Origin of the sequence: Paraburkholderia sp. BCC1885 (genome assembly GCF_900996235.1) — a bacterium.
GTDB lineage: Bacteria > Pseudomonadota > Gammaproteobacteria > Burkholderiales > Burkholderiaceae > Paraburkholderia.
Genome location: NZ_CAAJGM010000252.1, coordinates 131,955 through 155,333, shown reverse-complemented (window position 1 = coordinate 155,333; position 23,379 = coordinate 131,955). Strand labels below are relative to the sequence as shown.

Genomic DNA, 23,379 nt, shown 5'->3' with positions numbered 1-23,379 from the left:
GCTGTGCTCTCGTTGTGACCGGGCCGCTCGCGTATTTTGTGGAGAATGAAAGATGGAAGCGATCGAATCTCCGATCACGCTCGTGAAGCAGATGGATTCCGATCTCGTCGTGTTTCCGCACGACGACGGCTCGCGGGTTCCGTACAAGGTGTTCAGCTCGCAAGCCGTGTACGAGCGCGAGCAGGAACGCATCTATCGCGGGCCGACGTGGAATTTTGTCGCACTCGAAGCCGAAATTCCGAATGCCGGCGACTACAAAAGCACCTTCGTCGGCGACACGCCGGTGGTCGTCACGCGGCTGGAGGACGGCTCGCTATCGGCGTGGGTAAATCGCTGCGCGCATCGCGGCGCGTCGGTGTGCCGCAAGGCGCGCGGCAACGCGACATCGCATACCTGTGTGTACCACCAGTGGAGCTTCGACAACAGCGGCAACCTGCTGGGCGTGCCGTTCCGTCGCGGTCAGAAAGGCATGACGGGCATGCCCGCCGACTTCGATCCGAAGAATCACAGCTTGCGCAAACTGCGCGTGGACAGCTACAAGGGTTTGGTGTTCGCATCGTTCAGCGATGAAGTCGCGCCGCTGCCCGAGTATCTCGGCGCGGAAATGCGGCCGTGGATCGACCGCATTTTTCACAAGCCGATCGAATATCTCGGCTGCACGCGGCAGTATTCGAAGTCGAACTGGAAGCTGTACTTCGAGAACGTGAAGGACCCGTATCACGCGAGCATGCTGCATCTGTTCCATACGACGTTCAACATCTTCCGCGTCGGCATGAAAGCGCGTTCGATACCGGATGCGACTCACGGTCTGCATAGCATCATCACGGTCACGAAAACGGGCGAGGACACGTCGGCCGCCTACAAGCAGCAGAACATCCGCTCGATGGACGAAGGCTTTTCACTCGAAGACGACACCGTTCTCGGTCACATCTCCGAGTACGACGAAGACACGACCAATCACATCCAGCCGATTTTCCCGCAACTGGTGGTCCAGCAGATTCACAATACGCTGGTCGCGCGTCAGTTATTGCCGAAAGGCCCGAACAATTTCGAACTGGTTTTCCATTTCTTCGGCTACACGGACGACACGCCCGAGTTGCGCGAACTGCGCATCAAGCAGGCGAATCTCGTCGGTCCCGCAGGTTATATCTCGATGGAAGACACCGAAGCCACCGAACTTGTCCAGCGCGGCACGATTCGCGATGGCGATGCGACCTCGGTGATCGAAATGTCGCGCGGCAATCCGGATCAGCAGGACACGGTGATTACCGAAAGCCTGATCCGCCGCTTCTGGGTCGGTTATCAGAAATTGATGGGCTATTGAAAGGGCACGCAGATGGAAGCGATGAAGCTGTGGTTCGAATTGCACATGCTGCAGAACCAGTACATCAGTCACCTCGACAACGATCGGCTCGAAGCATGGCCGACGTTATTCACCGAGGACTGCACCTACGAGATCGTGCCGAAGGAAAACGCCGATATGGGCTTGCCGATCGGCATTATCTATTGCACGAACCAGCGCATGCTGCGCGATCGCGTGGTGTCGCTGCGCAACGCGAACATCTATGAAGACCACACGTACCGGCATATGACGTCGGGGCTCGTCGTCACCGGTGAAGAGAACGGCGTGATCGAAACGGAGAGTAGTTACGTCGTGGTGCAGACGCGTTCGAATGGCGAATCCGACGTGTACCAGGCGGGCAAGTACTACGACCGCGTGGTGCGTACGCCGGATGGTCTGCGCTATCTGGGCAAGCGCGTGGTGTACGACACGTCGCGAGTGCAAACGCTGCTCGCCACCCCGATCTGAAGGAGAGCATATGGAACAGACACTCGAAAACTGGCAACCCATTGGTGTGCTGGACGATTTCACCGAAGGCGAACCCGCCGCGATTTTTGCGGGCGACCGGCAGATTGCGGTGTTCCGCCTCGGCGAGGAAGTGTTTGCGTTGAACGACCTCTGCACGCATGGTCATGCGCGTCTGTCGGACGGCTATGTGGAAGACGGTTGCGTCGAATGTCCGCTGCATCAAGGTCTGATCGACATTCGTACGGGCGCGCCGCGTTGCGCGCCGATCACCGAAGCCGTGCGTGCGTTTCCAATCCGTATTGTCGACTCGCGGGTTGAGATTCATGTCGACTGAGCGGCATGTGATCGTCGGAGCAGGACATGCCGCGCGGCGCGCGGCGGAAACGCTGCGCGCACGCGATCCCGGCTCGCACATCGTGATGATCGGCGCGGAGCCCCATGCGCCGTACGATCGGCCGATCCTGTCGAAAGACGCGTTGCTCATGGAAGGCGGCGAACAGAAGGCGTTCATTCGCGACGCTGCCTGGTACGGCGCGCAGGATATCGCGTTGCGCCTTGCCACGAGCGTCGAGGCGATCGACCGTGAACGTGCCGTCGTTCATCTGCACGATGGTGGTGAAGTGGCCTACGACAGGCTGCTGCTCGCCACCGGATCGCGCGTGCGATCGTTCGATGGACCGGTCGACCCGCGCGTGCGGTTGCACTACGTACGCACGCTGGCCGATTCGCTCGCGTTGCGTGCCGCGCTCGCGCCGGGCAAACAGGTGGCCATTCTGGGCGGTGGCTTTATCGGACTCGAAGTCGCTGCTGCGCTCACGCAGGCCGGTTGCACGGCGTCCGTGATCGAACCGGCAAGCGTTTTGCTGCGGCGCTCCCTGCCTCACGCGGCAAGCCAGTTCGTGGCCGCGTTACACGCGCGTCGCGGCGTGAATCTATGGCTCGATACGACGCCTTTCGCGATTGGCTATCGCAACGGACGCGCGCTGATCGAGACCAGTCGCGGCGAACTCGAGGCGGACATCGTGGTAATCGGAATCGGCGTGTTGCCGAATATCGAACTTGCGCAGGCTGCCGGTCTCGATGTGAATAACGGCATCGTGGTCGACGAGCAATGCCGTACCGCCGATCCCGCCATCTTCGCGGCGGGCGAGGTGACGCAGCACTTCAATCCGCTACTGGCACGCAGCGTACGCATCGAATCGTGGCAGGTCGCGGAAAATCAGCCGGCGGTCGCGGCGGCGAACATGCTCGGCGACAGCCAGGTCTATGCCGAGTGGCCGTGGCTTTGGTCGGATCAGTTTGACTGCAATATCCAGACGCTTGGCATGATCGAAGCAGGGCACCAGCCGATAACGCGCGGCAACGCCGAAGAAGGGCCGTTCTGCGTGATGGCGCTCGACGAGCACAGGTGCTTGCGCGCGGTCGTCGCGATCAATGCGGGGCGTGAGATGGGCGCGTGCAAGCGACTCATTGCGGCGGATCGTCCGCTCGACCCCGCAGGATTGGCCGATCCAGCGGTGCCACTCCGATCAATGTTGATCAATTAGCCTGAAAAATTGCTGGCGCTTGCGAACAGCCGTCTCCCAAACCTCGGTTTCGGCGACGGCTGCTTGTCGTCCCCATCGCGCGAAAAACCGCTAGACGAAGGCTTTTATGTGTCTCGTCGTAATTCGCTTGACAGCCGATTTTTGCCGACAAAAAATCAACCTCGATCAGATAATTATTTGATCACATATTTTCGCGAGGCGGATCGAACAAAGAACTCGATCTGACGTCGTCGGGCTCGGAATCTGGAAAAGGGGAGTGTCGTGTCAAGTACCAATGAATTCAAGACAGGGTGGGGCATCATTCTTGCCGCGACGATCGGCATCGGCACCAGCCTGACGACGATGGCCTCATACAGCGCGGGTGTCTTTCTGCCGTCGCTCACCAAGACCTTCGGTTGGGCCGATTCTCAAGTCATGCTCACGTTCATGATCCTGTTCTTTGGATCAAGCCTGATGGGACCGTACATCGGCACGCTGGCCGATCGTGTCGGCCCGCGCAAGATCGTGCTGGCGTCGGTGATCGGTCTCGCGATCGGATGGATGCTGCTGGCGTTCTCCAACGGTTCGATCGCGATGTTCTATCTGACGTATGCGGTCATCACGCTGCTGGGTGCAGGCACGCTGCCGGTGACGTGGACCAAGAGTGTCGTCGTGCATTTCAAACAGCATCGCGGCATTGCGCTTGGAATCTGCCTCGTCGGTACCGGCATCTTCGGCGCGCTGATCAAGCTCTACACTTTCCATATGATGGCGCTGGTGGGATGGCGGCTCGCGTATGTCGGGCTAGGCGCTTTCCTGCTGGTGATCACGCTGCCTATCGCGTTCATCTTCTTCCGCGAGCCGAAAGTCGATGCCGCCAGCGCCGCCGTTACAACCAGGGACGAATCTGCCGCAATTCCCGGCCTCGCATTCGCGCAGGCCTTGAAGACGCCCGCGTTCTGGCTGCTGACCGCAAGCTTCTTTCTGTTGTCGCTCGCGCTCGCCGGTATTGCGCCCAATCTCGAACGCTTCTGGACCCGCTCGGGATTCGGCATGAGCGACGCGGTGAGCATCGCATCGTGGTATGGCATCGGCATCGTTATTGGACGGCTGCTGACGGGCTGGTTTCTCGACCGCATCTGGGCACCGGTCGTCGTCTTCTGCATGCTGTTGCCGTGTGCGTTGTCGTTCGTGCTGCTGGCGCATGGTGTGACGAGCTTCTGGGTCGCTTCTTTGCTCGTGTTGATCGTGGGGACGTCCTCGGGCGTCGAATATGACGCGCTCGCGTATCTGGTGTCGCGTTACTTCGGCATGCGTGCGTACAGCGCGATTTATGGCGGCGTGTTCATCGGTTTCGCGGTTGGTGCGGGTCTGGGGCCGTATTCGTTCAGCAAACTGCTGACCTTACTCAACGGCTACGACGCAGTCCTGTTGATCAATGCGGTGGTGGTCGTCGCGGGCGCGGGTGTGCTCCTTCTGCTCGGTGCGTATCCCCGCTTTGCCGGCACAGGCGATGAAACGAGGCCCGCTCCCACGCGGCCGTTTCAAGCCAACATTTCAGGCGAAGTGAAGTAAGGCTCGCCAGTTTTCCGTAATAGGAGTTTCTGTGGCACACACGATCGAATCTGTACCCATTCTTTCATCCAGCCCCGGCACCCAGCGCTCGCTGAAGGTGCATCGCATCGGTCAGGCCGGCGCGCGTCCGAAAGCGTACTTTCAGGCCGCACTGCATGCAAACGAGACGCCGGGACTGCTGATCGGTCATCATCTGCTCGACCTCGCGCTGGCTGCCGACCGGGCAGGCAAGTTCAAGGGTGAACTGGTGATCGTGCCGTTCGCGAATCCGATCGGTTTGTCGGATAACGTTCTGGGTAATCAGATCGGTCGGGAAGCACTCGATGGTGGCGGCAATTACAACCGTGGCTGGCCGAGTCTGAGCAGCGGCGTGGCGGCGTGTGTCGAAGGCAAACTCGGCGCCGATGCCGATACGAACAAGGCCGTCATTCGCGCGGCGTTGAAGGACACGCTCGACGCACTCAAACCGGCCAACGAAGTGCAATCGCTTCAGACCGCGTTGCTCAAGCTCGCCATCGACGCGGATTTCGTGATCGACTCGCACACGGAACTCGTTGCGATCGCCGGGATGGTCGTGGCGCCCTGGTGCGAAGCGATGCTCGATCCGTTCGTCGCCGAGATCGATCCGGGTCTGGTCCATGTCACGGATACACCGGTGCTGTTCGACGGTACTTGCAGCAAGCCATGGCACGACGTGGCGCAGCAGTTCGGCGAGCGCTTTCCTATTCCGCAGGGCAACGTCAGCGTGACGATCGAAATGCGCGGTACGGCGGATGTGTCGGATGAACTCGCGCGCGCGGATGCAGAGGCGATCTTCCGGCATCTGGCGCGAATCGGCGTAGTGGACGGCGAGTTCGACCCGAATGCAAAGTGGGCTGGCGAGAAAACCCCGCACGAGGCGATCTCGATGATGCGCACGCCGGTGGGCGGCGTGATCGTCTATCCGTTTCCGCTCGGCACCGACGTGAAAGCGGGCGATGTGATCGCCGAGGTCATCGACCCTGCCGCCGACGATCCCGCGCAGGCGCGCACGCAGATTCGTGCTTTGCGTCCGGGGCGGCTTTATGCCTGCGTGTCGAACCGGCTGGTGCGCCCGAACGACATCGTGATCAAGATCGCGGCAAACGACTTTGCACGTGGCTGATTGACGCCAGGTCGGCGCAGAAGGCGGTCTGGGCTGTGCCGGTGCGGCACTGAACGGTGTGAGGCGGGCAGGCCTGCATGGCCCGTGCGCGGTTGATCCGGCGCCGAACGAAATTGGCTGACTGTCGAACCGTATTACGTGCGGTTCGCGGCATTCACCGGAACGCGGAGATTATGCGCGTCCAGAAGCCGCCGCGCAGGCGGGCGGTGGGGCGCCCGGATTCAGTGTCGGCCTGGTGATCGAGCGGGGCGCCGCATTCCATCGAGTGCTTGAGCACGATGAGTTCAGGCGTGATGTGCGGGAGCAGGTACATGATCGACGTCCGGCAATAACAGATGCCGGAATTCACGCAAGAACGGCGCCATGGGCGGGGTCGCGGGCAATCGGGTCACCATGTCGGCGCTTCAAGCGCATTGAGAGGCGCGGGGCTGTGCTGGAGCGGCGGCGCGCCTGGGCACTGGCAAAGTCGCGAGCGTCTTTCTTCCGGCCGATGCGGTCGTTTTTCAGCCTACCCTCCGCACGCGCGAACCTTGCGTGCACCAGAAGCGGCGCCATTTCACGAAAGCGGGGCATTCGTTGGCAAGCAGCCGTTCTGCCTGCAGGTTCACGGGCGGTGCGTCACAATGCCGGAATCGTCGGGCATCTCCCGACGCCACCTTCCCGCAACAGAACGCCTCAAACACGCAATGACCGCTCGCACCCTGAAAGCCATCCACCGCGCGTACCGCGATGACATTGCCGATCTGACCACCCGGCGCCCTTTGCCGGGCCCCGACGTACCGCACCTCAATCCGTTTCTGTTCCTGAACCATCACGGCCCGCAGATCTACCCGCCGCACAACCACGGCCTGCCGTTCGGCCCGCATCCGCACCGGGGTTTCGAGACCGTAACCTTCGTGCTCGACGGCAATCTCGCGCACTCCGACACCGGTGGTCACGAGAGCGTGATCGACGCGGGCGGCATTCAATGGATGACCGCGGGCAGCGGCCTGATCCATGCAGAATTGTCGCCGCGATCGTTCATGGAGCAGGGCGGCGATCTGGAGATTCTGCAGTTGTGGTTGAACCTGCCTTCGCACCTGAAGATGACGGCGCCGCGCTATGTAGGGCTTCAGGAGCCGGACATTCCGGTCGTGACGTCGGCGGACGGGACCACGCGCGTCCAGTTGATCGCGGGTGAGCGGAACGGCGTGCGCGGCCCGATCGATTCGCTGACCGGCGCGTTCATGAGCGTCGTGCGAATGTCGGAAGGCAGCCGCGCGACCTTCGACGCTCTGGCGGGTCGTGTGCTCTTTCTCTACGTTGTGCGTGGGAGCGTTGTCGTCGGCGGGCGGCGCATCGAACAGTTTCATCTCGCGGAGTTCGCCGAAGAGGGCGACGTGTTGACAATCGACGCAGCGCAGCCCGCCGTTCTGCTGTTCGGACATGCAGCGCCCATTCATGAGCCGATTGCGGCTCGAGGCCCGTTTGTTATGAATACGCAGGCGGAACTGAATCAGGCGGTAGTCGATTATCACGCCGGCAAGTTCCATGTCGCGCCTGCATGAGTGCTGCATGTGTGCTGGTTGGGTGCCGCTTGAGGCTTGCTTGAGTCTGATATGGGCGCCATGTGCGCCCTATGTAAGCCCAAGCGGGCCGGCTTAATGCTGACCCGCATTCACCAGTAGCCAGACTCGCCCTTCAGGCGGTCCGCCGAGAATGCGGGCGAACGCGGCGCGGCGTATCGACGTCATAGCCGAGCGTGACCAGAATGTCGCGCAGATTCTGGCCGTGCCACGCCGGCGGCCACGCGGCGATCGCGCGCTCGCGGATGGTCAGCGTGTCGTCGGGCACCATCGACTTCTCAGTCACTTCATACACGCGCCCCAGATCAGGGCAAGTAAAGCACGATGAATTCGTGAATACTTGCTTCGAGCGGCAACCTAATTTCCAAACCGTCGACAAGGTCAGACACTGCACCCCAGAGCCGGACCGCTTATGCAATTGCGTCGAAGTGTCACGCGGCATGCCGCTGACCGCTCACGACTCGACATGATACGACTGCATCGGCATCCGTCAGGGGACGAAACCCATGGTGAGTGGCGTCTGACTTCCGGTAGGGCGCTTCGCCGAGCGAGCGCTGACACTGCCACGACACCGCCTGACCAATCGGCTCGCCGTGTGCATCCCACAGCACGACCGCCAAAAACGGAAGCCGTGCGGATCAGCGGCACGCTGACAACGAACGATGGTGAAATCGCGGTGAAGCGGGCGCCAGAAGGACACGGAATCTTGACTCGGGCCGAGTGGGACCTAACACAGTGTCTGGCCGATGGTTCACTGGTCCTGGTGCTGCCTGACCATGACACTCCGAACGCTGATATTTTCGCGGTCTATTCGCAACAACAGATGTCTAACCGCTCTGTGCGTTCGTTGACTTCATAGCGCTCGATCTTGGAAGTGGGGCGATCGAGGTCGCCTAGGCAGCCGAAAGCGGACCGCCGCCATTTCTCGACGGGGGGCCGTTGTGGGTCGGCTACGGCCAACCCCGTCGGGCGGTAGGCGGCCGAGGCCGTGTAAAAACGCAGGTGATCATCTAGACTGGATCGCTCATCAGAACCCCAAGAGTGGGACACTGCCGCATGCGGTGCCTCGACGAAGGACCGCAACGGGTGTGCGGCGTGAAAAGGTGGCGCTTTCCAGTGGGTGCAAGTCCCGCCCGGCATAAGGCATATGTGGGTGGCGGGGTTCAACAGCAGGGCAAGACTGAAGGCGTAAAGGAGCAGCAGCCCCCGGGGATCATCCGCCGGTTGTGCCGGCGCCGCACGGTACCGCATGCATTGGCACCGCCGACGGGTTACCGCTCACGCTTCGGCCGGAATCTGATCGGCGGTGCTGGCATCGTCAGGTGACTCTGCTTTCTTGTCGACGCCGCCGACGAAGTCGGCCCATGCCTGCATCATCGGCCTACGCAGGTTGAGGAGGTCAGTGCGATGGTAGGCGGCCTCGGTATCGTCCTCAACCGCATGCGCGAGCGCACGCTCAGCGAGGTCACGTGCGTAGCCATGCTCGCTTGCCCAGTCGCGGAAAGAGGAACGGAAGCCATGCGCCGTTGCGACACGCCCGGGTTCATCGCTGACCGCCTTGGCCCGGCGCAAAAGAGCCGTCAACGTCATGTCACTGAGCATTTTCGTGCGGGGCGAAGGGAAAACAAGGTCGGCGTGTCGCCGGTTCTCATGTTGTTGCTTCACGATGGCGGCGGCGCGATCGGACAGGGGCACGCGGTGCGGCCGGTCCATCTTCATCCGCTCGGCGGGAATCGTCCAGAGCATCCAGTCAGGCGAGAACTCCGACCAGCAGGCGCCCCGGATCTCGCCACTGCGTGCGGCGGTAAGGATGGCGAATTCGAGGGCAGCCTTCGTGTCGTCGACCATTCCCCGGTCTGCAAGCTCGTCGGCCACAAAGCGCGGAATGAGCTGCCAGGGCATGGCGGGATGGTGCCTGGTCTTCGGAGTGCGTTTCGGCAGGAGACGATGGGCCACGGAGACCGGATTGCCCTTGACATAGCCCTGCGCCCAGGCCCATTCAAAGACGGCGTACATGCGTTGTTTTGTGCGGCTGGCGGTTTCCGCCTTGCTGATCCAGATCTTGCGTAATGCGTCGGCGCAGTCCTTCGGCGTGATATCAGCGAGCAGTTTGTTACCTAGCGTCGGGAACGCATGGGTCTCGAGTGTCGAAATCCATTGATCGGCGTGTTTGGCGTTCCTCCAAGCGGGTTTCAGATCGCCATGAACCTCGCGGGCCGCTTTCTCGAAGGTCATAGCCGACTCCTGGCGTTTCTCGATAAGCGCCATTTGTTCGTCCCGCTGGCGCTCGTCAATGGGATCGCGGCCCGATTCGACCAGTTTGCGGGCGGCGCGAGCTTTGTCTCGTGCCTCGGCAATCGAGACGCCGTCCTCCTTGCCGGTGTAGCTACCCAGGCCCATGTCACGGCGCTTTCTCCTCACCGGGCTAACGTACCGGAATATCCATCTGCCGCGGCCGTTCGCCGTCGGTACGATTAGCAGGCCCGGCGTTGCCGGGTCGAATCGGGGCTGATCGCCCTTGCGCATTGCAGTCAGGCTGGTCGTTGTAAGGATCTTCGGCTTGGCTGTCGTCATTTTCCACCCATCACGCCACCCATCACGAAGGGTAGGCTCGCTTATGAATAATGGGGAATATTATAGACGGCATGACTTTATAAGTGCATGATTTTAAAAAGAAAAGTGAGAGCAAATGGGAATATTCGGGAACTGGGTATCGCAGCCTCCGTCTCCGCCAGCAATGGCGGCGGAACCCCAAGAGATCGCGGTCTCTTGGGGTTTTGTTTTTTCCGGGTCAGATTTTGAATTTCGCCGCGGGTAAAGCATCCTCACGGGCCTGGACGAATATGCTTCGGATGCCGAAGCAATCTTCGCGGCGCGCCATTTGATGCGCAAAACCCACACGCAATTATTACGACCGAAGCGGCTTTTCACCGAATTTTCGTGCCTTGTAACGAGAAGTAACGTAGCGCTTCAGAGTACGACGTTATGCATCAGTTCTTACAAGTTTGAAATACGCGGATCATCACCTTGCGCTATATTTCAGCCCAACAACACACACTTGTTAAAGGTGAATTCCATGAAGTCCGCTCGTCTTGTTCCGCTTCTGGTCGGGGTGCTTGCGCTGGGTGCGTCAGGTATAGCAATGGCCCACGTGAGCGTGGGTGTCAATATCGGTATTCCGGCGCCGGTGTATGTCGCGCCGGCTCCGGTTTATGCACCGCCGCCGCCCCCGCCGCCCGTCGTTTATCAACCGGCTCCCGTGTACTACGGCGGCCCGTCCATCGTGATCGGCTGGCATGGCGACCGCTACTGGGACGGCCATCGTTACTGGGCGCGTGACGACTGGAACCGTTATCACGGCGGTGGCTACCATGGTGGCGGCTACCACGGCGGATATCACGATCACCGCAATTGAGCCGCGCAGATTCATCGCGCTGACGTAAAAAACCGCCCTTCGGGCGGTTTTTTTATTGCTGGGCGCGCGCCGCCGCGTGGTGCCGCGTTACTCCGCAACGCCGGCCATGCCGCCCACCACGGAGTTGAAGCCGCTGTCGACATGCAGAATCTCTGCCGTCACGCCAGCCGCCAGATCCGACAGCAGGAAAGCCGCCGAATTGCCGACCTGTTCGATCGTCACATTGCGCTTGAGCGGCGCGTTGTCTTCGACGAAATCGAGAATCTTGCCGAAGCCCTTGATGCCGCTAGCCGCCAGCGTCTTGATCGGACCGGCTGAGATACCGTTGACGCGTACACCTCTCGCGCCGAGCGAAACGGCCAGATAGCGCACGCTGGCTTCGAGCGACGCTTTGGCGAGACCCATTGTGTTGTAGTTCGGAATCGCGCGTTCGGCGCCGAGGTAGCTCAGCGTGAGGAGCGCAGCGTCCTGCGACAGCATCGGCAGCGCGGCCTTGGCGAGCGCGGGGAAGCTGTAGGCGGAGATGTCGTGCGCGATGCGGAAATTCTCGCGCGTCATGCCGTCGAGGAAGTCGCCGGCAATCGCTTCGCGCGGCGCAAAACCAATGGAGTGGACGAGGCCGTCGAGGCTGTCCCAGCGTTCCTGCAACGACGTGAAGAGCGCTTCGATTTGCGCGTCGTCAGCCACGTCGCAGGGGAACACCAGATCGCTGCCGAATTCCGTTGCGAACTCGGTGATGCGATCCTTGAAGCGGTCGCCGACATATGTAAACGCCAGTTCCGCGCCTTCGCGCTTGCAGGCCTGCGCAATGCCATATGCAATCGAACGGTTCGACAGCAGGCCGGTCAGCAGGATTCGTTTACCAGCGAGGAAACCCATGAATTCTCCTAATGAAGTCAACGCGCCGCGGGCTCGGATGTGCGGGATCGCGCGGGATAATTGGGTAGAATTCTCTCACATTGCAATCGACCACCGACCAACAAGGCCCCCATGACAACTGGTTTGCGACGGGTAGACGCGCTTCGTGCAGGCTGGCGTGCGGCGATGAAAAAGCTCGCGCGGGACCCTTCGCAGACGGTGCCGGCCTGGTTGGCGGCAATGCTGATGCTGTCCGGCGCGGCCGGCGCATCGTTGCTGGCGGCGCGGCCCGCGCACGCGGCGTATGCGATTGCGCAATACGGCGATCCGAAATATCCGCCCGGTTTCAAACATTTCGACTACGTCAATCCGGACGCGCCGAAGGGCGGCACGCTGGTTCTGGCCAACCCGAACCGGCAAACGAGCTTCGACAAATTCAATCCGTTCACGCTGCGCGGCAACGCGGCGCCGGGCATGGACTTTCTGTTCGAGAGTCTCGCCACCGGCAGTTCCGACGAAGTCGCCACCGAGTACGGTCTGCTGGCCGACGACATCCGCATCGCGCCGGATGGATTGTCGACCACCTTCCACCTCAATCCGCACGCGCATTTTTCCAACGGCGATCCGGTGACCGCCGCCGACGTCAAGTTCTCCTTCGACACGCTCAAAAGCCCGCAAGCTGCGCCCGCCTACGCGTCGTATTTCGCGGCGATCACGCGCGCGGTAGTGGTCGATCCACAGACCATCCGCTTCGAGTTCAACGCGCACAACCGCGAACTGCCGCTGCTGGCGGGCGGCATTCCGGTGTTCTCGCACAAGTGGGGCGTGAAGCCGGACGGCACACGCATTCCGTTCGATCAGCTCACGTTCGAAAAACCGATCGGCAGTGGGCCGTATCTGATCGAGAGTTATAACAACGGCCGCACGATCACGTACCGGCGCGATCCGAACTACTGGGGCGCAGCGCTGCCGGTGCGGGTGGGCACCAATAACTTCGATCGCATTACCTACAAGCTGTATTCCGACGACACCGCGCGCCGCGAGGCCTTCAAGGCCGGCGAATACGACGCCACGGTGGAAATGGTGGCGCGCAACTGGGTGCGGCGCGACGTCGGCAAGCCGTTCGATAACGGCGAGTTGATCAAGCGTGAATTTCCGCAGCACAACGGCAATGGCATGCAGGGTTTCGTGCTGAACCTGCGCCGGCCGATCTTCCAGGACGTGCGCGTGCGCCGCGCGCTCGACCTCGCGCTCGACTTCCAGTGGCTCGACCGGCAGCTGTTTTATAACCAGTACACCCGCATCGACAGTTACTTCGTCAACACGCAGTGGCAGGCAACCGGCACGCCGAGCGCGGGAGAACTGGCCTTGCTGGAACCCTGGCGCAAGCAGCTCGATCCGGCCGTGTTCGGTCCGCTGCCGAAGCAGCCCGACACCGATCCGCCCGGCTCGCTGCGCGCGAATCTTCTGCAGGCGCGCGCATTGCTCGCCGAAGCCGGCTGGGTCTATCGCGACGGCGCGCTGCGCAACGCGAAGGGCGACAAGTTCGAGTTCGAGATGCTGGACGACTCGTCGGGCGCCGCCGTATGGCCGCCGGTGATGGCGACGTATCAGCGCAACCTCGCGAAGCTCGGCATCACGCTGAACTATCGCACCACCGATTTCGCGGTGTACCAGAAGCGTCTCGACGCGTTCGAGTTCGACGCGACCATCATCAAGGTACCCGACTCGCAGGTGCCGGGCACCGATGAGCAGGAACAGTTCGGCAGCAAGGCCGCGGACATTCCCGGTTCGGCCAACCTGGGCGGCATCCGCTCGCCGGCCATCGACGCCATCCTGCACGCGCTCGTCGGTGCGCAGACGCTCGAGCAGTTGACCGACGCGACCCACGCGCTCGACCGGGTGCTGATGCATGGCTATTATGTGGTCCCGCAGTGGTATAGCCCGGTGTGGCGGGTGGCGTTCAAGCGCGGCATGGCCTGGGCGCAGACCCTGCCGCTGTACTATGACCCCAACGGCTGGATTCCATCGAGCTGGTGGTTCGTGCCGCAGACATCACAGACGCCGCAGACACCGAAATCGTGACGGCCATGCCGCCGCGGCATTTCGCCTGTCTCGTTCATCGCTTCAACGTTTAGCCTTCGTGCACCGGAAACGCCGCCATGTGGAGCTACATCCTCAAACGCCTGCTGTTGATGATTCCGACCCTGCTCGGCGTCCTGACGCTGACCTTCGCGGTGATCCAGTTCGTGCCTGGCGGTCCGGTCGAGCAGATGGCGCACGAGTTGCGCCGCGGCTCTGAAAACGGTGCGTCGTTCGGACTGCGCGCGCATACCGGGGTCGACGCGCAGCAGATCGCGCAACTCAAGGCGCTGTACGGCTTCGACAAACCGCCGCTCGAACGCTATGGGCTGATGCTCAAACGTTTCGCCACCTTCGATCTCGGCCAGAGCTATTTCCGTCATCAAAGCGTGTGGTCGCTGGTGGTGTCGAAGCTGCCGGTGTCGATCAGTATCGGCATGTGGACCTTCTTCCTCACGTATCTGATCTCCGTGCCGCTCGGCATCGCCAAGGCGATCCGCAACGGCTCGCACTTCGATTTCGTCACCAGTCTGATCGTGCTGATCGGCTATGCGATTCCGGGTTTCGTGCTCGGCGTGCTGCTGCTCGTGCTGTTCGGCGGCGGCTCGTTTCTGCAACTGTTTCCGCTGCGCGGCCTCACCTCGGACAACTGGGCCCAGCTAAGCCTGGGCGCGAAGCTACTCGACTACCTATGGCATATCACCTTGCCGATCATCGCCTCGGTGGTGGGCAGCTTCGCGGTCATCACGATGCTGACCAAAAACGCTTTCCTCGACGAGATCCGCAAGCAGTATGTGCTGACCGCGCGCGCCAAGGGACTTTCCGAGCGGCGCGTGCTATGGAAGCATGTGTTTCGCAATGCCTCGCTGCCCTTGATCGTCGGTTTTCCGGGCGCGTTTATCGGCGCGTTTTTCACCGGCAGCCTGTTGATCGAGACGCTGTTTTCGCTCGACGGTCTCGGCCTGCTGTCGTATCAGTCGGTGATGCAGCGCGACTATCCGGTCGTGCTCGGCACGCTGTATCTGTTCACGCTGATCGGCCTCGTCACCAAGCTGATCTCCGACCTCTGCTACGTGTGGGTCGATCCCCGCATTCAATTCGAACAACTGGAGCGCTGATTTGAGTCGAGCCCGCACCCGAGCCGATCTGACGCCGCGCACCGAACCGATCCGCGCGTTTGTTTCGCCATCGCCCGCTCGCCGCGTCTGGCAGCGGTTTCGCAAGCAACGGATCGGCTACTGGAGCCTGATCGTGTTTATCGTCGCGTTCGCCGCGAGTGTGGCGGCGCCGCTGTGGTCGAACGACAAACCGGTGGTGGTCCGTTACGAAGGGCATCTGTATTTCCCGTTGTTCAAGGACTACGCGGAGACCACCTTCGGCGGCGACTTCCCGACTCCCGCCGATTATCTCGACCCCTACGTGCGCGACCGTTTTAGCCAGCCGGGCAATTTCGCGCTGTATCCGCCTAATCCGTACTACTACGACACGCTCAACTACTTTTCGAAGCAGCCGAACCCCGCGCCGCCTTCGCGCGATAACTGGCTTGGCACCGACGACCGCGGCCGCGACCTGTTCGCGCGGCTCGTGTACGGCTTTCGCGTCTCGGTGGAGTTCGCGCTGGTGCTGACGTTGATCGGCACGGTGCTCGGCATTCTGGCGGGCGCGGTGCAGGGCTTCTTCGGCGGCAGGACGGACATCGTCGGCCAGCGTTTGATCGAGATATGGAGCGCGATGCCGGAGTTGTATCTGCTGATCATCTTTGCGGCCATCTTCGAACCGGGCTTCATCCTGCTGATCGTGCTGTTGTCGCTATTCGGCTGGATCGGCCTGTCCGACTACGTGCGCGCGGAGTTTCTGCGCAACCGTACCCAGGACTATGTCAGGGCGGCGCGCGCCATGGGACTGTCGAACTGGCAGATCATGTGGCGCCATGTCCTGCCCAACAGCCTGACGCCCGTTATCACGTTTCTGCCGTTCCGCATGAGCGGGGCGATCCTCGCGCTCACGAGTCTCGACTTTCTCGGTCTGGGCGTGCCGTCGCCTACACCTAGCCTCGGTGAATTGCTGTCGCAAGGTAAGGACAACCTCGACGCGTGGTGGATCTCGCTGTTTACGTTCGGCGTGCTGGTCGCCTTGCTGTTGCTGCTGACCTTCATGGGCGACGCGCTGCGCAATGCACTCGACACACGCATCTCCGATGCCATGCGAGCCGGAGGCAATCAATGAGCGAGCCGGTGCAAGACACCCGACAGGCGGTCGCAGGGCCGCTGCTGGAACTCGATCGCTTGCGGGTCACGTTCGGCGACACGGTGGCGGTGAAGGACGTCACGCTCGCGATTCAACGCGGCGAACGCGTGGCGCTGGTGGGCGAATCCGGCTCGGGCAAGAGCGTGACCGCGCTGTCCATCCTGCGTCTGTTGAGCGACGCCGAGGTGAGCGGGGCGATCCGCTTCAACGGCGAGGACCTGCTCACCCGGAGCGAGCGCGAGATGCGCGGTCTGCGCGGCTCGGCGATTGCGATGATCTTCCAGGAGCCGATGACGGCCCTCAATCCGCTCTACACGGTGGGCGAACAGATCGCGGAAACGATTGTCGTGCATGACGGCGTGCCGGCCAGGGAAGCGCGCAAGCGGGCCGTCGCGCTGCTGGCGCGCACGGGCATCACGGAGCCAGGCAAGCGCGTCAATAGCTACCCGCATCAGCTCTCCGGCGGCCAACGGCAACGCACGATGATTGCCATGGCGCTCGCCTGCCGTCCGCGTCTGCTGCTGGCCGACGAACCGACCACCGCGCTCGACGTGACGATCCGCGCGCAGATCGTCGAGCTGCTGCTCGAACTGCAACGCGACGAAGCGGAAAAGCGCGGCATGGCCGTGCTGCTGATCACCCACGACCTGAACCTCGTGCGGCACTTCGCGCAGCGTGTCGCGGTGATGGAGCGTGGCGAGCTGGTCGAGAGTGGCACTGTCGAGCAGGTGTTCACGTCGCCGCAGCATCCCTACACGCAGCGTCTGCTACAAAGCCGCCCTGTGCGTACAGTGGTGCCGGTGCTGCCCATCTCGCCGGTGTTGCTCGAAGCGCGCGACGTCTCGGTCGAATTCAAAACGAAGCTGCCGGGTTTTGCCGGCTGGTTCCGCTCGGGACGGTTTCGCGCGGTCGACGCGGCGAGCGTGTCGGTGCGACAGGGCGAGACCTTGGGCATCGTCGGCGAGTCGGGCTCGGGTAAATCGACGCTCGCCATGGCGCTGCTCGGCCTGCAGCGTACCGCGCGCGGCGAGATCGAATTTCAGGGCAGGGCGCTTGGCAGTTATCGCGGCCGTGAACAGACCGTGCTGCGCTCGAATATGCAGGTCGTGTTTCAGGATCCGTTCAGCTCGCTGTCGCCGCGCCAGACCATTGAGCGGATCGTCGGCGAGGGGCTCGCGCTGCATCGTCCGCAGCTGGATGCCGAGGCGCGGCGCGAGAAGGTGATTACGGTGCTGCGCGAAGTGGGCCTCGACCGCACGGTGCTATACCGCTATCCGCACGAATTTTCCGGCGGACAGCGCCAGCGGATCGCGATTGCCCGCGCTCTGGTTCTCGAGCCGCGCGTCCTGATTCTCGACGAGCCGACCAGCGCGCTCGACGTCTCCATCCAGCAGCAGGTGCTCAAGCTGCTGGCCGGTTTGCAGCACAAGTACAACCTGGGCTTCGTCTTCATCAGCCACGACCTCGCCGTGATCGGCGCGATGGCGCATCGGGTGGCGGTCATGCAGAACGGTTCGATCGTGGAAAGCGGCGAAGTCGAGCAGATTTTTGCCGCGCCGGCCCATCCTTACACTCGAAAGCTGCTGAAAGCCGCACTGCCGGACTGAAATTCACCAATTGGGTGCGTGTCTCGATTGTATTTTTCTATTTGTTTTGACACGTGAATACTTACTGGCTAGTATCGACCAAACTTTTTTCCGTATCCCACTGATTTTTAGGCAAAAACTACCGACCAATGCAGCACCGAAACTTAACCCAGGCTTGTACGCGCGTCGTCGCCGGGATGTTCATTGGCGTACTGATGGCAGCAGCTCCCGGCGCGTTCGCCGACGAAGTCAGCAGTTTTAATCAGAATGCCTCATTTTCGACCCAGGACGGGTCGACTCCGCTGTCCGTATCCACTCCGCAAACCACCAGCGCCGCAGCCGATGCAGGCAGCAGCGCGCGTTCGTTTTTGTCCGGCATGGCCGGCAAAGCGGGTGACGTGGTGGTGGGCGCGCTCAATATGATCGGGGTGCGTTATCGCTGGGGCGGCGATACGCCGGACTCGGGGCTGGATTGCAGCGGTTTCGTCCGCTACGTCTTCCAGGACACGCTGGGCATGGCCCTGCCGCGCCGCGCCGAAGAAATGAGCCGGGTTGGCGAGAAGGTCAGCATGAGCAACCTGAAGCCAGGCGATCTGGTGTTCTTCAATACGATGCGCCGCACGTTCTCGCACGTCGGCATCTATATTGGGGACAACAAGTTCGTGCATTCGCCGTCTACCGGCAGCACGATTCGCGTCGACGATCTGGATGACGGCTACTGGGAAAAGCGTTTCACGGGCGCACGCCGGATCGAAACGTCGTACCAGGGCTCGCAGGATCTGAAGCAGCGTGTGAATGCTGCAATTGGCGGCAACGCAAATTAAGCGTTTGGGTTTCCAGAGCGCCTTTTCGTCCGCGCGTATAAAAAAGCCTGCTTCATGCGAAGCAGGCTTTTTGCATTTTGGGGATTTGAAACGGACCCCTTATACGGGCAATGGCGCCCGAATTATGCCGCTACGCGGCTCGCTGCCAGCTTGCGCTGCAACTCCGGCATGATTTTCGCGGCCGCCTCCTCGCCGGCGAGAATCGCCGCGTTGCGCTGTGAGAAGTCGCTGCCGCTCATGGCCGCCAGATTCGGCCGGATCACCACGTCCGCGTATTTGTCGAGTTCATAGGCCTTGATGGTCTGGCCCATGATCGTGAAGGTCTGCAGCAGCACGTCGAACGAACTGGAGGTGACGCCCACCTCGGGCCGCTGCGAGATATCCACCGCGATCACGAAATCGGCACCCATCTTGCGCGCGAAGGAGGCCGGCACCGGGCTCACCAGGCCGCCGTCCACGTACTCGTGGCCGCCAATCTTCACCGGTTCGAAAATCGACGGCACGCTGCATGACGCGCGCACGGCGACACCGGTATTGCCGCGCTGGAACAGGATCGGCTGGCCGCTGTTCAGATCCGTGGCGACCACGCCGAGCGGCTTGGCCATCTTTTCGATCGGACGATTGTTCAGTGTCGTATTCAGGTAGTTCTGCAGCGCGATGCCTTGCAGGAACCCGCGCGCGCGAAACGGCATGGCCCAGTCGCTGATCGACGCTTCGTCCATGTTCAGGGCCAGCTTGTTGAGCGCGAAACCATTCATGCCCGAGGCATAGAGCGCGCCGACCACCGAGCCCGCGCTGGTGCCGGCGACCAGATCCACCTGGATGTTGCGCGCTTCGAGCGCCTTGATGACGCCGATATGCGCAAAGCCGCGCGCGGCGCCGCCGCCCAGCGCGAGGCCGACGCGAATCGGGCGCTGCGGCTTGTCGAGCGGCGGTGTCGTGGTTGCCGGCGGCGTGATGAGTGGCGTGGTGGACGCGATGTCAGCGGGGCGCGAGCCGCGATCCGACTGGCTGCCGGTGGTCGTGCAGGCCGTGAGAACGGCGGACGCGGCGGCCAGCGAGAAGGCGCGGCGGCTCAGGCGTGAGGGGGGCTGTGTCAACGATTTCTCCAACAACGGCGCGGGTTCCAGCAAGGCTGGCGGGACGGCCGCGAGCAAGCGGGCAGAAGCGGGCAGGATCGCCGGCGGCGATCCGACTGCGCCGCGGTGAGGCGCAGCGGCGGCGCGCGCACATCATAAATCAAAGGCCGGGTGGGGCGGGGCGCGCGTCAGGAAACGTTACAGATGCATCGCAGCCGTGCGGTGGCGTGAGAAGGGTCCGTGAGCTAAGGCGCCGTGCGCGACGGTCTTTTCCGGTCCGCTAAACCGCTGGCGACGCCAGGCGGCAGGGCAAGGCAAGACGCTGTCGGCGGGTATAATTCGACTCTCGCATTTTCCATTCGCATTCATGCATGGCGACTCTCGCCGCATGAGCGCGTTCCGCTGCCGCGCTGGCTGGCGTTCGATTGCCGCGCCGGCGCCTGTCTTCGAGTAACCGTTTATGACCACCTCCGTTCGCACCCGTTTCGCACCGAGCCCCACCGGCTTCATCCATCTCGGCAACATCCGTTCTGCGCTGTATCCGTGGGCGTTCGCGCGCAAGATGAAGGGCACGTTCGTGCTGCGGATCGAGGACACCGACCTGGAGCGGTCCACCTCGCAATCCGTCGACGCGATTCTGGAAGGCATGAGCTGGCTCGGTCTCGATTACGACGAAGGCCCGTTTTACCAGATGCAGCGCATGGACCGGTACCGCGAAGTGCTCAGGCAGATGCAGGAGCAGGGACTGGTGTACCCATGCTATATGTCGACGGAAGAACTCGACGCGCTGCGCGAACGTCAACGCGAAGCCGGTGAAAAGCCGCGCTACGACGGCACCTGGCGCCCGGAACCCGGCAAGGTGCTGCCGACACCGCCCGCCGGCGTGCAGCCCGTCACGCGCTTTCGCAATCCGCTCTCGGGCGTGGTGGCGTGGGACGACGCCGTGAAAGGCCGGATCGAGATCTCGAACGAAGAACTCGACGACCTCGTGATCGCGCGTCCGGACGGCACGCCGACCTACAACTTCTGCGTGGTGGTCGACGACCTCGACATGCGCATCACCCACGTGATTCGCGGCGACGACCACGTCAACAACACCCCGCGCCAGATCAACATTCTGCGCGCGCTGGGCGGCGAGCCGCCGGTCTACGCCCACTTGCCGACCGTGCTCAACGAGCAGGGCGAGAAGATGAGCAAGCGTCATGGCGCGATGAGCGTGACGGGCTATCGCGACGCGGGCTTTCTGCCGGAAGCGGTGCTCAACTATCTCGCGCGTCTGGGCTGGTCGCATGGCGACGCGGAAATTTTCTCGCGCGAACAGTTTGTCGAATGGTTCGACCTGGAGCATCTCGGCAAGTCGCCGGCTCAGTACGATCCCGACAAGCTGACGTGGCTGAACGCGCACTACATCAAGGAAGCGGACAACGCGCGCCTCGCGGAACTGGCACGGCCGTTTTTCGCCGAACTGGACATCGACGAAGCCATGCTCGCGCAGGGCCCAGACCTGGTGGCGGTAGTGGGGCTGCTGAAGGATCGCGCCTCGACGGTGAAGGAGATCGCAGAGAACGCCGCGATGTTCTACCGCACGCCCGCGCCGGGCGCGGATGCGCTCGCCCAGCACGTGACGGACGCGGTACGCCCGGCCATCGCCGATCTCGCGGCTGCGTTGAAGGGCGTGGAGTGGAGCAAGGAGAGCATCGCCGCCGCCTTGAAGGCCACACTCGGCGCGCACAAGCTGAAGATGCCGCAACTCGCGATGCCGGTGCGGCTGCTGGTGGCGGGCACGACGCACACGCCTTCCATCGACGCCGTGCTGATGCTGTTCGGCCGCGACGTGGTGGTGAGCCGCCTTGAGAAGGCGCTCGCGTAAGACGTATGAGAGGGTTTGCATGCGGCTCGCAAAAAAAGTCGCATGTAATCACTCAAAGGGTATTTACAAAGCGGGATTTGCTCCTTAAAATCTCGTTTCTGTTCTGCAAGGGGGGTATAGCTCAGCTGGGAGAGCGCTTGCATGGCATGCAAGAGGTCAGCGGTTCGATCCCGCTTACCTCCACCATCAGAGCAGAATGAAGTCTTACCGATGTCTGGATGTTGTAGTAAAAAAGACTTCACAAGCAGTAACAATGTAGTTAGAATATTGGTCTTCGCTGCTAATGAAACGAAATTAGCGTCAGTTAGCAGCAAGATAAAGACAGATCTGAAAAGATTATGTCCCCTTCGTCTAGAGGCCTAGGACATCACCCTTTCACGGTGAGTACAGGGGTTCGAATCCCCTAGGGGACGCCAAACATCAGCGTCGCTTTAGTTTTCGAAAGAAGCAGTTCGAAGAACAAATAAAGTAGCGCAGCTTGCAGAGAAAAAACCGACGCTCGCAAGCCAGGGTGTAAAGACTGGAGTGGTAGTTCAGTCGGTTAGAATACCGGCCTGTCACGCCGGGGGTCGCGGGTTCGAGTCCCGTCCACTCCGCCAGACAAAGCCCGTTCATATGAACTTGAACGGGCTTTTTCATTAAAGGTGTAAGCGTACGTTGTCCCCTTCGTCTAGAGGCCTAGGACATCACCCTTTCACGGTGAGTACAGGGGTTCGAATCCCCTAGGGGACGCCAGGACATCGGCATCGCTCGGTCAGCAGTTGAGTCGATGCAGTTTGTGACTTGTGAGAGCAATTAGCGCTCGCAAGTCAGCAGTGCAGAAAATCTGGAGCGGTAGTTCAGTTGGTTAGAATACCGGCCTGTCACGCCGGGGGTCGCGGGTTCGAGTCCCGTCCGCTCCGCCAGATTTGAAAGAAGAACCCCGTAGGCTTAATCGCTTACGGGGTTTTTGCTTTTCTGGCACTCATCCAGCTCAGCCTTCGTTTTCCTTCAGCACATCCGTCGCTGCTTCGCACGCACCGCGCAACTGGTCGCGCATCAGGTCCTGAACAATCGGATCGCCGGAGATGATCGCGTTCTTGATTTTCACCGCTTGCTCGCATGACACACGCATGCGGCCGCCGCGCGACATCGCGATGCGCCGCAGGCGCCGCACCGGCCCGATCAGACTCGCATGCGTCGCCTGCAGCGTGCGGTTATCCGCGAGTGTCATCACGATGGCGTAGAAGCGGTCGAGTCCATCGACGTAACCCGCGGGGTCGTTGGCCGCGAGGCTTGCCTGCATGGCGTCGGTCACGTCCTCGAGTTGCGCGCGGCCAAGCGCGGTGATGCGGTCCGCCGCCAACTGCACCGCGAGACATTCGAGCGCCATGCGTACCCTGTAGATCTCCGCGACGTCGCGCAAGGTCACCGAGCGCACGAACGCGCCGACCCGCGCCACCACCGTCACCAATCCTTCGCGTTCGAGTTGCGCGAACGCCTCGCGCATCGGCGTGCGGCTCACATTGAGCTGCCTGGCGATCTGCACTTCGGAGAGCCGGCTGCCCGGCGGCAGCACGCCCTCGACGATCGCATCGCGCAGCGCCGGCACCACCACGCCGTCGCTCAGCGAGTCGCTCGGGGCGTCCACGGTGCGCATGCGCGCATGATATTTGCGGCCGATAGCATCGAGCGTCTGCTCCGACGAATCCATCGTTGATTCCTGCAATTGAGTTTTTGTCGACGAAGTCATTGACATCCCGGTATATGCTGAATACGCTGTATACAGATTATACAGCAGCGAAAGCGCTCGCACCAG

At 61.8% G+C, this 23,379-nt stretch carries 19 protein-coding genes, 5 tRNA genes and 2 pseudogenes; 20 read left to right on the top strand and 6 right to left on the bottom strand.

Features of this window, described 5'->3' with window-relative positions:
* Nucleotides 1-52 precede the first annotated feature (52 nt).
* From andAc to FQ755_RS32830, 6 genes are all read left to right on the top strand, one after another.
* The gene (gene andAc, locus FQ755_RS32855; RefSeq protein ID WP_144161214.1) at nt 53-1,324 is read left to right on the top strand and encodes an anthranilate 1,2-dioxygenase large subunit AndAc; all 1,272 of its coding nucleotides are present in this window, start codon (nt 53-55) and stop codon (nt 1,322-1,324) included.
* 12 nt (nt 1,325-1,336) lie between these two features.
* Complete coding sequence (gene andAd / locus FQ755_RS32850; RefSeq protein WP_074771494.1) at nt 1,337-1,810, top strand: anthranilate 1,2-dioxygenase small subunit AndAd; 474 nt, start codon at nt 1,337-1,339, stop codon at nt 1,808-1,810.
* A 10-nt stretch (nt 1,811-1,820) separates the two neighbouring features.
* Complete coding sequence (andAb, locus tag FQ755_RS32845) at nt 1,821-2,144, top strand: anthranilate 1,2-dioxygenase ferredoxin subunit AndAb (protein ID WP_144161209.1); 324 nt, start codon at nt 1,821-1,823, stop codon at nt 2,142-2,144.
* Nucleotides 2,134-3,357, top strand: coding sequence for an anthranilate 1,2-dioxygenase system ferredoxin--NAD(+) reductase (gene andAa / locus FQ755_RS32840; RefSeq protein ID WP_144161206.1), 1,224 nt, complete (start codon nt 2,134-2,136; stop codon nt 3,355-3,357). Before andAb ends, andAa begins: the two co-directional genes overlap by 11 nt.
* A gap of 261 nt (nt 3,358-3,618) precedes the next feature.
* Nucleotides 3,619-4,911, top strand: a complete 1,293-nt coding sequence (locus tag FQ755_RS32835; RefSeq protein ID WP_144161203.1) for an MFS transporter — start codon at nt 3,619-3,621, stop codon at nt 4,909-4,911.
* A 31-nt stretch (nt 4,912-4,942) separates the two neighbouring features.
* Nucleotides 4,943-6,055: a succinylglutamate desuccinylase/aspartoacylase family protein gene (locus tag FQ755_RS32830; RefSeq protein WP_186308725.1), complete on the top strand. Its 1,113-nt coding sequence runs from the start codon at nt 4,943-4,945 to the stop codon at nt 6,053-6,055.
* A gap of 154 nt (nt 6,056-6,209) precedes the next feature.
* Here the strand turns inward: FQ755_RS32830 and FQ755_RS32825 are convergent, their stop codons facing one another.
* Nucleotides 6,210-6,404, bottom strand: a complete 195-nt coding sequence (locus tag FQ755_RS32825; protein ID WP_144161197.1) for a hypothetical protein — start codon at nt 6,402-6,404, stop codon at nt 6,210-6,212.
* 337 nt (nt 6,405-6,741) lie between these two features.
* On the opposite strand from FQ755_RS32825, the gene FQ755_RS32820 reads away from it, so the two are divergent.
* Nucleotides 6,742-7,602 (top strand): pirin family protein, encoded by an 861-nt coding sequence (locus FQ755_RS32820; protein ID WP_144161194.1) that lies wholly within the window; start codon nt 6,742-6,744, stop codon nt 7,600-7,602.
* Between the two features lie 142 nt (nt 7,603-7,744).
* Here FQ755_RS32820 and FQ755_RS37680 read toward each other — a convergent pair.
* Nucleotides 7,745-7,945 (bottom strand): annotated as a pseudogene (locus FQ755_RS37680) (hypothetical protein); the annotation flags it as partial.
* A gap of 106 nt (nt 7,946-8,051) precedes the next feature.
* On the opposite strand from FQ755_RS37680, the pseudogene FQ755_RS38460 reads away from it, so the two are divergent.
* Nucleotides 8,052-8,517: pseudogene (locus tag FQ755_RS38460) on the top strand (LysR substrate-binding domain-containing protein); the annotation flags it as partial.
* 381 nt (nt 8,518-8,898) lie between these two features.
* Here the strand turns inward: FQ755_RS38460 and FQ755_RS32805 are convergent.
* Nucleotides 8,899-10,194 carry a tyrosine-type recombinase/integrase gene (locus tag FQ755_RS32805; protein ID WP_144161188.1) on the bottom strand — a complete coding sequence of 432 codons (1,296 nt, stop codon included), beginning with the start codon at nt 10,192-10,194 and terminating at the stop codon, nt 8,899-8,901.
* A gap of 502 nt (nt 10,195-10,696) precedes the next feature.
* Between FQ755_RS32805 and FQ755_RS32800 the strand changes: the two genes are divergently transcribed.
* The gene (locus FQ755_RS32800) at nt 10,697-11,035 is read left to right on the top strand and encodes a hypothetical protein (RefSeq protein ID WP_144161185.1); all 339 of its coding nucleotides are present in this window, start codon (nt 10,697-10,699) and stop codon (nt 11,033-11,035) included.
* Between the two features lie 87 nt (nt 11,036-11,122).
* Here the strand turns inward: FQ755_RS32800 and fabI are convergent, their stop codons facing one another.
* Nucleotides 11,123-11,914, bottom strand: a complete 792-nt coding sequence (fabI, locus tag FQ755_RS32795; protein WP_144161183.1) for an enoyl-ACP reductase FabI — start codon at nt 11,912-11,914, stop codon at nt 11,123-11,125.
* Nucleotides 11,915-12,133: 219 nt separating this feature from the next.
* On the opposite strand from fabI, the gene FQ755_RS32790 reads away from it, so the two are divergent.
* The 5 genes from FQ755_RS32790 to FQ755_RS32770 all read left to right on the top strand — a co-directional run bounded on the left by FQ755_RS32790 (nt 12,134) and on the right by FQ755_RS32770 (nt 18,632).
* Nucleotides 12,134-13,978 carry an extracellular solute-binding protein gene (locus FQ755_RS32790; protein ID WP_409937798.1) on the top strand — a complete coding sequence of 615 codons (1,845 nt, stop codon included), beginning with the start codon at nt 12,134-12,136 and terminating at the stop codon, nt 13,976-13,978.
* Nucleotides 13,979-14,055: 77 nt separating this feature from the next.
* Nucleotides 14,056-15,093, top strand: a complete 1,038-nt coding sequence (locus tag FQ755_RS32785; protein ID WP_144161177.1) for a microcin C ABC transporter permease YejB — start codon at nt 14,056-14,058, stop codon at nt 15,091-15,093.
* A gap of 1 nt (nt 15,094) precedes the next feature.
* Nucleotides 15,095-16,201, top strand: coding sequence for an ABC transporter permease (locus tag FQ755_RS32780; RefSeq protein ID WP_144161174.1), 1,107 nt, complete (start codon nt 15,095-15,097; stop codon nt 16,199-16,201).
* Nucleotides 16,198-17,829, top strand: a complete 1,632-nt coding sequence (locus FQ755_RS32775; RefSeq protein WP_144161169.1) for an ABC transporter ATP-binding protein — start codon at nt 16,198-16,200, stop codon at nt 17,827-17,829. The genes FQ755_RS32780 and FQ755_RS32775 overlap by 4 nt, the downstream gene beginning before the upstream one ends.
* 128 nt (nt 17,830-17,957) lie before the next feature.
* Nucleotides 17,958-18,632, top strand: a complete 675-nt coding sequence (locus FQ755_RS32770; RefSeq protein ID WP_144161166.1) for a C40 family peptidase — start codon at nt 17,958-17,960, stop codon at nt 18,630-18,632.
* A gap of 122 nt (nt 18,633-18,754) precedes the next feature.
* Here FQ755_RS32770 and FQ755_RS32765 read toward each other — a convergent pair whose 3' ends face one another.
* A complete protein-coding gene (locus FQ755_RS32765) occupies nt 18,755-19,732 on the bottom strand; it encodes a patatin-like phospholipase family protein (RefSeq protein WP_409937795.1) in 978 nt (325 codons plus the stop codon).
* A gap of 439 nt (nt 19,733-20,171) precedes the next feature.
* Here FQ755_RS32765 and gltX point away from each other — a divergent pair, with 439 nt between their 5' ends.
* The 6 genes from gltX to FQ755_RS32735 all read left to right on the top strand — a co-directional run bounded on the left by gltX (nt 20,172) and on the right by FQ755_RS32735 (nt 22,486).
* Nucleotides 20,172-21,581 (top strand): glutamate--tRNA ligase, encoded by a 1,410-nt coding sequence (gltX, locus tag FQ755_RS32760; protein ID WP_144161159.1) that lies wholly within the window; start codon nt 20,172-20,174, stop codon nt 21,579-21,581.
* A 110-nt stretch (nt 21,582-21,691) separates the two neighbouring features.
* Nucleotides 21,692-21,767, top strand: a tRNA-Ala gene (locus FQ755_RS32755).
* Between the two features lie 154 nt (nt 21,768-21,921).
* A tRNA-Glu gene (locus FQ755_RS32750) sits at nt 21,922-21,997 on the top strand.
* A 106-nt stretch (nt 21,998-22,103) separates the two neighbouring features.
* Nucleotides 22,104-22,180 (top strand) — tRNA-Asp (locus FQ755_RS32745).
* Nucleotides 22,181-22,240: 60 nt separating this feature from the next.
* Nucleotides 22,241-22,316: transfer RNA gene (locus tag FQ755_RS32740), tRNA-Glu, on the top strand.
* Between the two features lie 93 nt (nt 22,317-22,409).
* A tRNA-Asp gene (locus FQ755_RS32735) sits at nt 22,410-22,486 on the top strand.
* A gap of 68 nt (nt 22,487-22,554) precedes the next feature.
* Here FQ755_RS32735 and FQ755_RS32730 read toward each other — a convergent pair.
* Nucleotides 22,555-23,274, bottom strand: a complete 720-nt coding sequence (locus FQ755_RS32730) for a GntR family transcriptional regulator (RefSeq protein ID WP_260858986.1) — start codon at nt 23,272-23,274, stop codon at nt 22,555-22,557.
* Between the last annotated feature and the right edge of the window lie 105 nt (nt 23,275-23,379).

Coding starts and splice junctions, on each gene's coding strand:
- andAc (WP_144161214.1), top strand. CDS start 53: ATGGAAGCGATCGAATCTCCGATCACGCTCGTGAAGCAGATGGATTCC.
- andAd (WP_074771494.1), top strand. CDS start 1,337: ATGGAAGCGATGAAGCTGTGGTTCGAATTGCACATGCTGCAGAACCAG.
- andAb (WP_144161209.1), top strand. CDS start 1,821: ATGGAACAGACACTCGAAAACTGGCAACCCATTGGTGTGCTGGACGAT.
- andAa (WP_144161206.1), top strand. CDS start 2,134: ATGTCGACTGAGCGGCATGTGATCGTCGGAGCAGGACATGCCGCGCGG.
- FQ755_RS32820 (WP_144161194.1), top strand. CDS start 6,742: ATGACCGCTCGCACCCTGAAAGCCATCCACCGCGCGTACCGCGATGAC.
- FQ755_RS32805 (WP_144161188.1), bottom strand. CDS start 10,194: ATGACGACAGCCAAGCCGAAGATCCTTACAACGACCAGCCTGACTGCA.
- FQ755_RS32800 (WP_144161185.1), top strand. CDS start 10,697: ATGAAGTCCGCTCGTCTTGTTCCGCTTCTGGTCGGGGTGCTTGCGCTG.
- fabI (WP_144161183.1), bottom strand. CDS start 11,914: ATGGGTTTCCTCGCTGGTAAACGAATCCTGCTGACCGGCCTGCTGTCG.
- FQ755_RS32790 (WP_409937798.1), top strand. CDS start 12,134: ATGCTGATGCTGTCCGGCGCGGCCGGCGCATCGTTGCTGGCGGCGCGG.
- FQ755_RS32785 (WP_144161177.1), top strand. CDS start 14,056: ATGTGGAGCTACATCCTCAAACGCCTGCTGTTGATGATTCCGACCCTG.
- FQ755_RS32775 (WP_144161169.1), top strand. CDS start 16,198: ATGAGCGAGCCGGTGCAAGACACCCGACAGGCGGTCGCAGGGCCGCTG.
- FQ755_RS32770 (WP_144161166.1), top strand. CDS start 17,958: ATGCAGCACCGAAACTTAACCCAGGCTTGTACGCGCGTCGTCGCCGGG.
- gltX (WP_144161159.1), top strand. CDS start 20,172: ATGACCACCTCCGTTCGCACCCGTTTCGCACCGAGCCCCACCGGCTTC.
- FQ755_RS32730 (WP_260858986.1), bottom strand. CDS start 23,274: ATGGATTCGTCGGAGCAGACGCTCGATGCTATCGGCCGCAAATATCAT.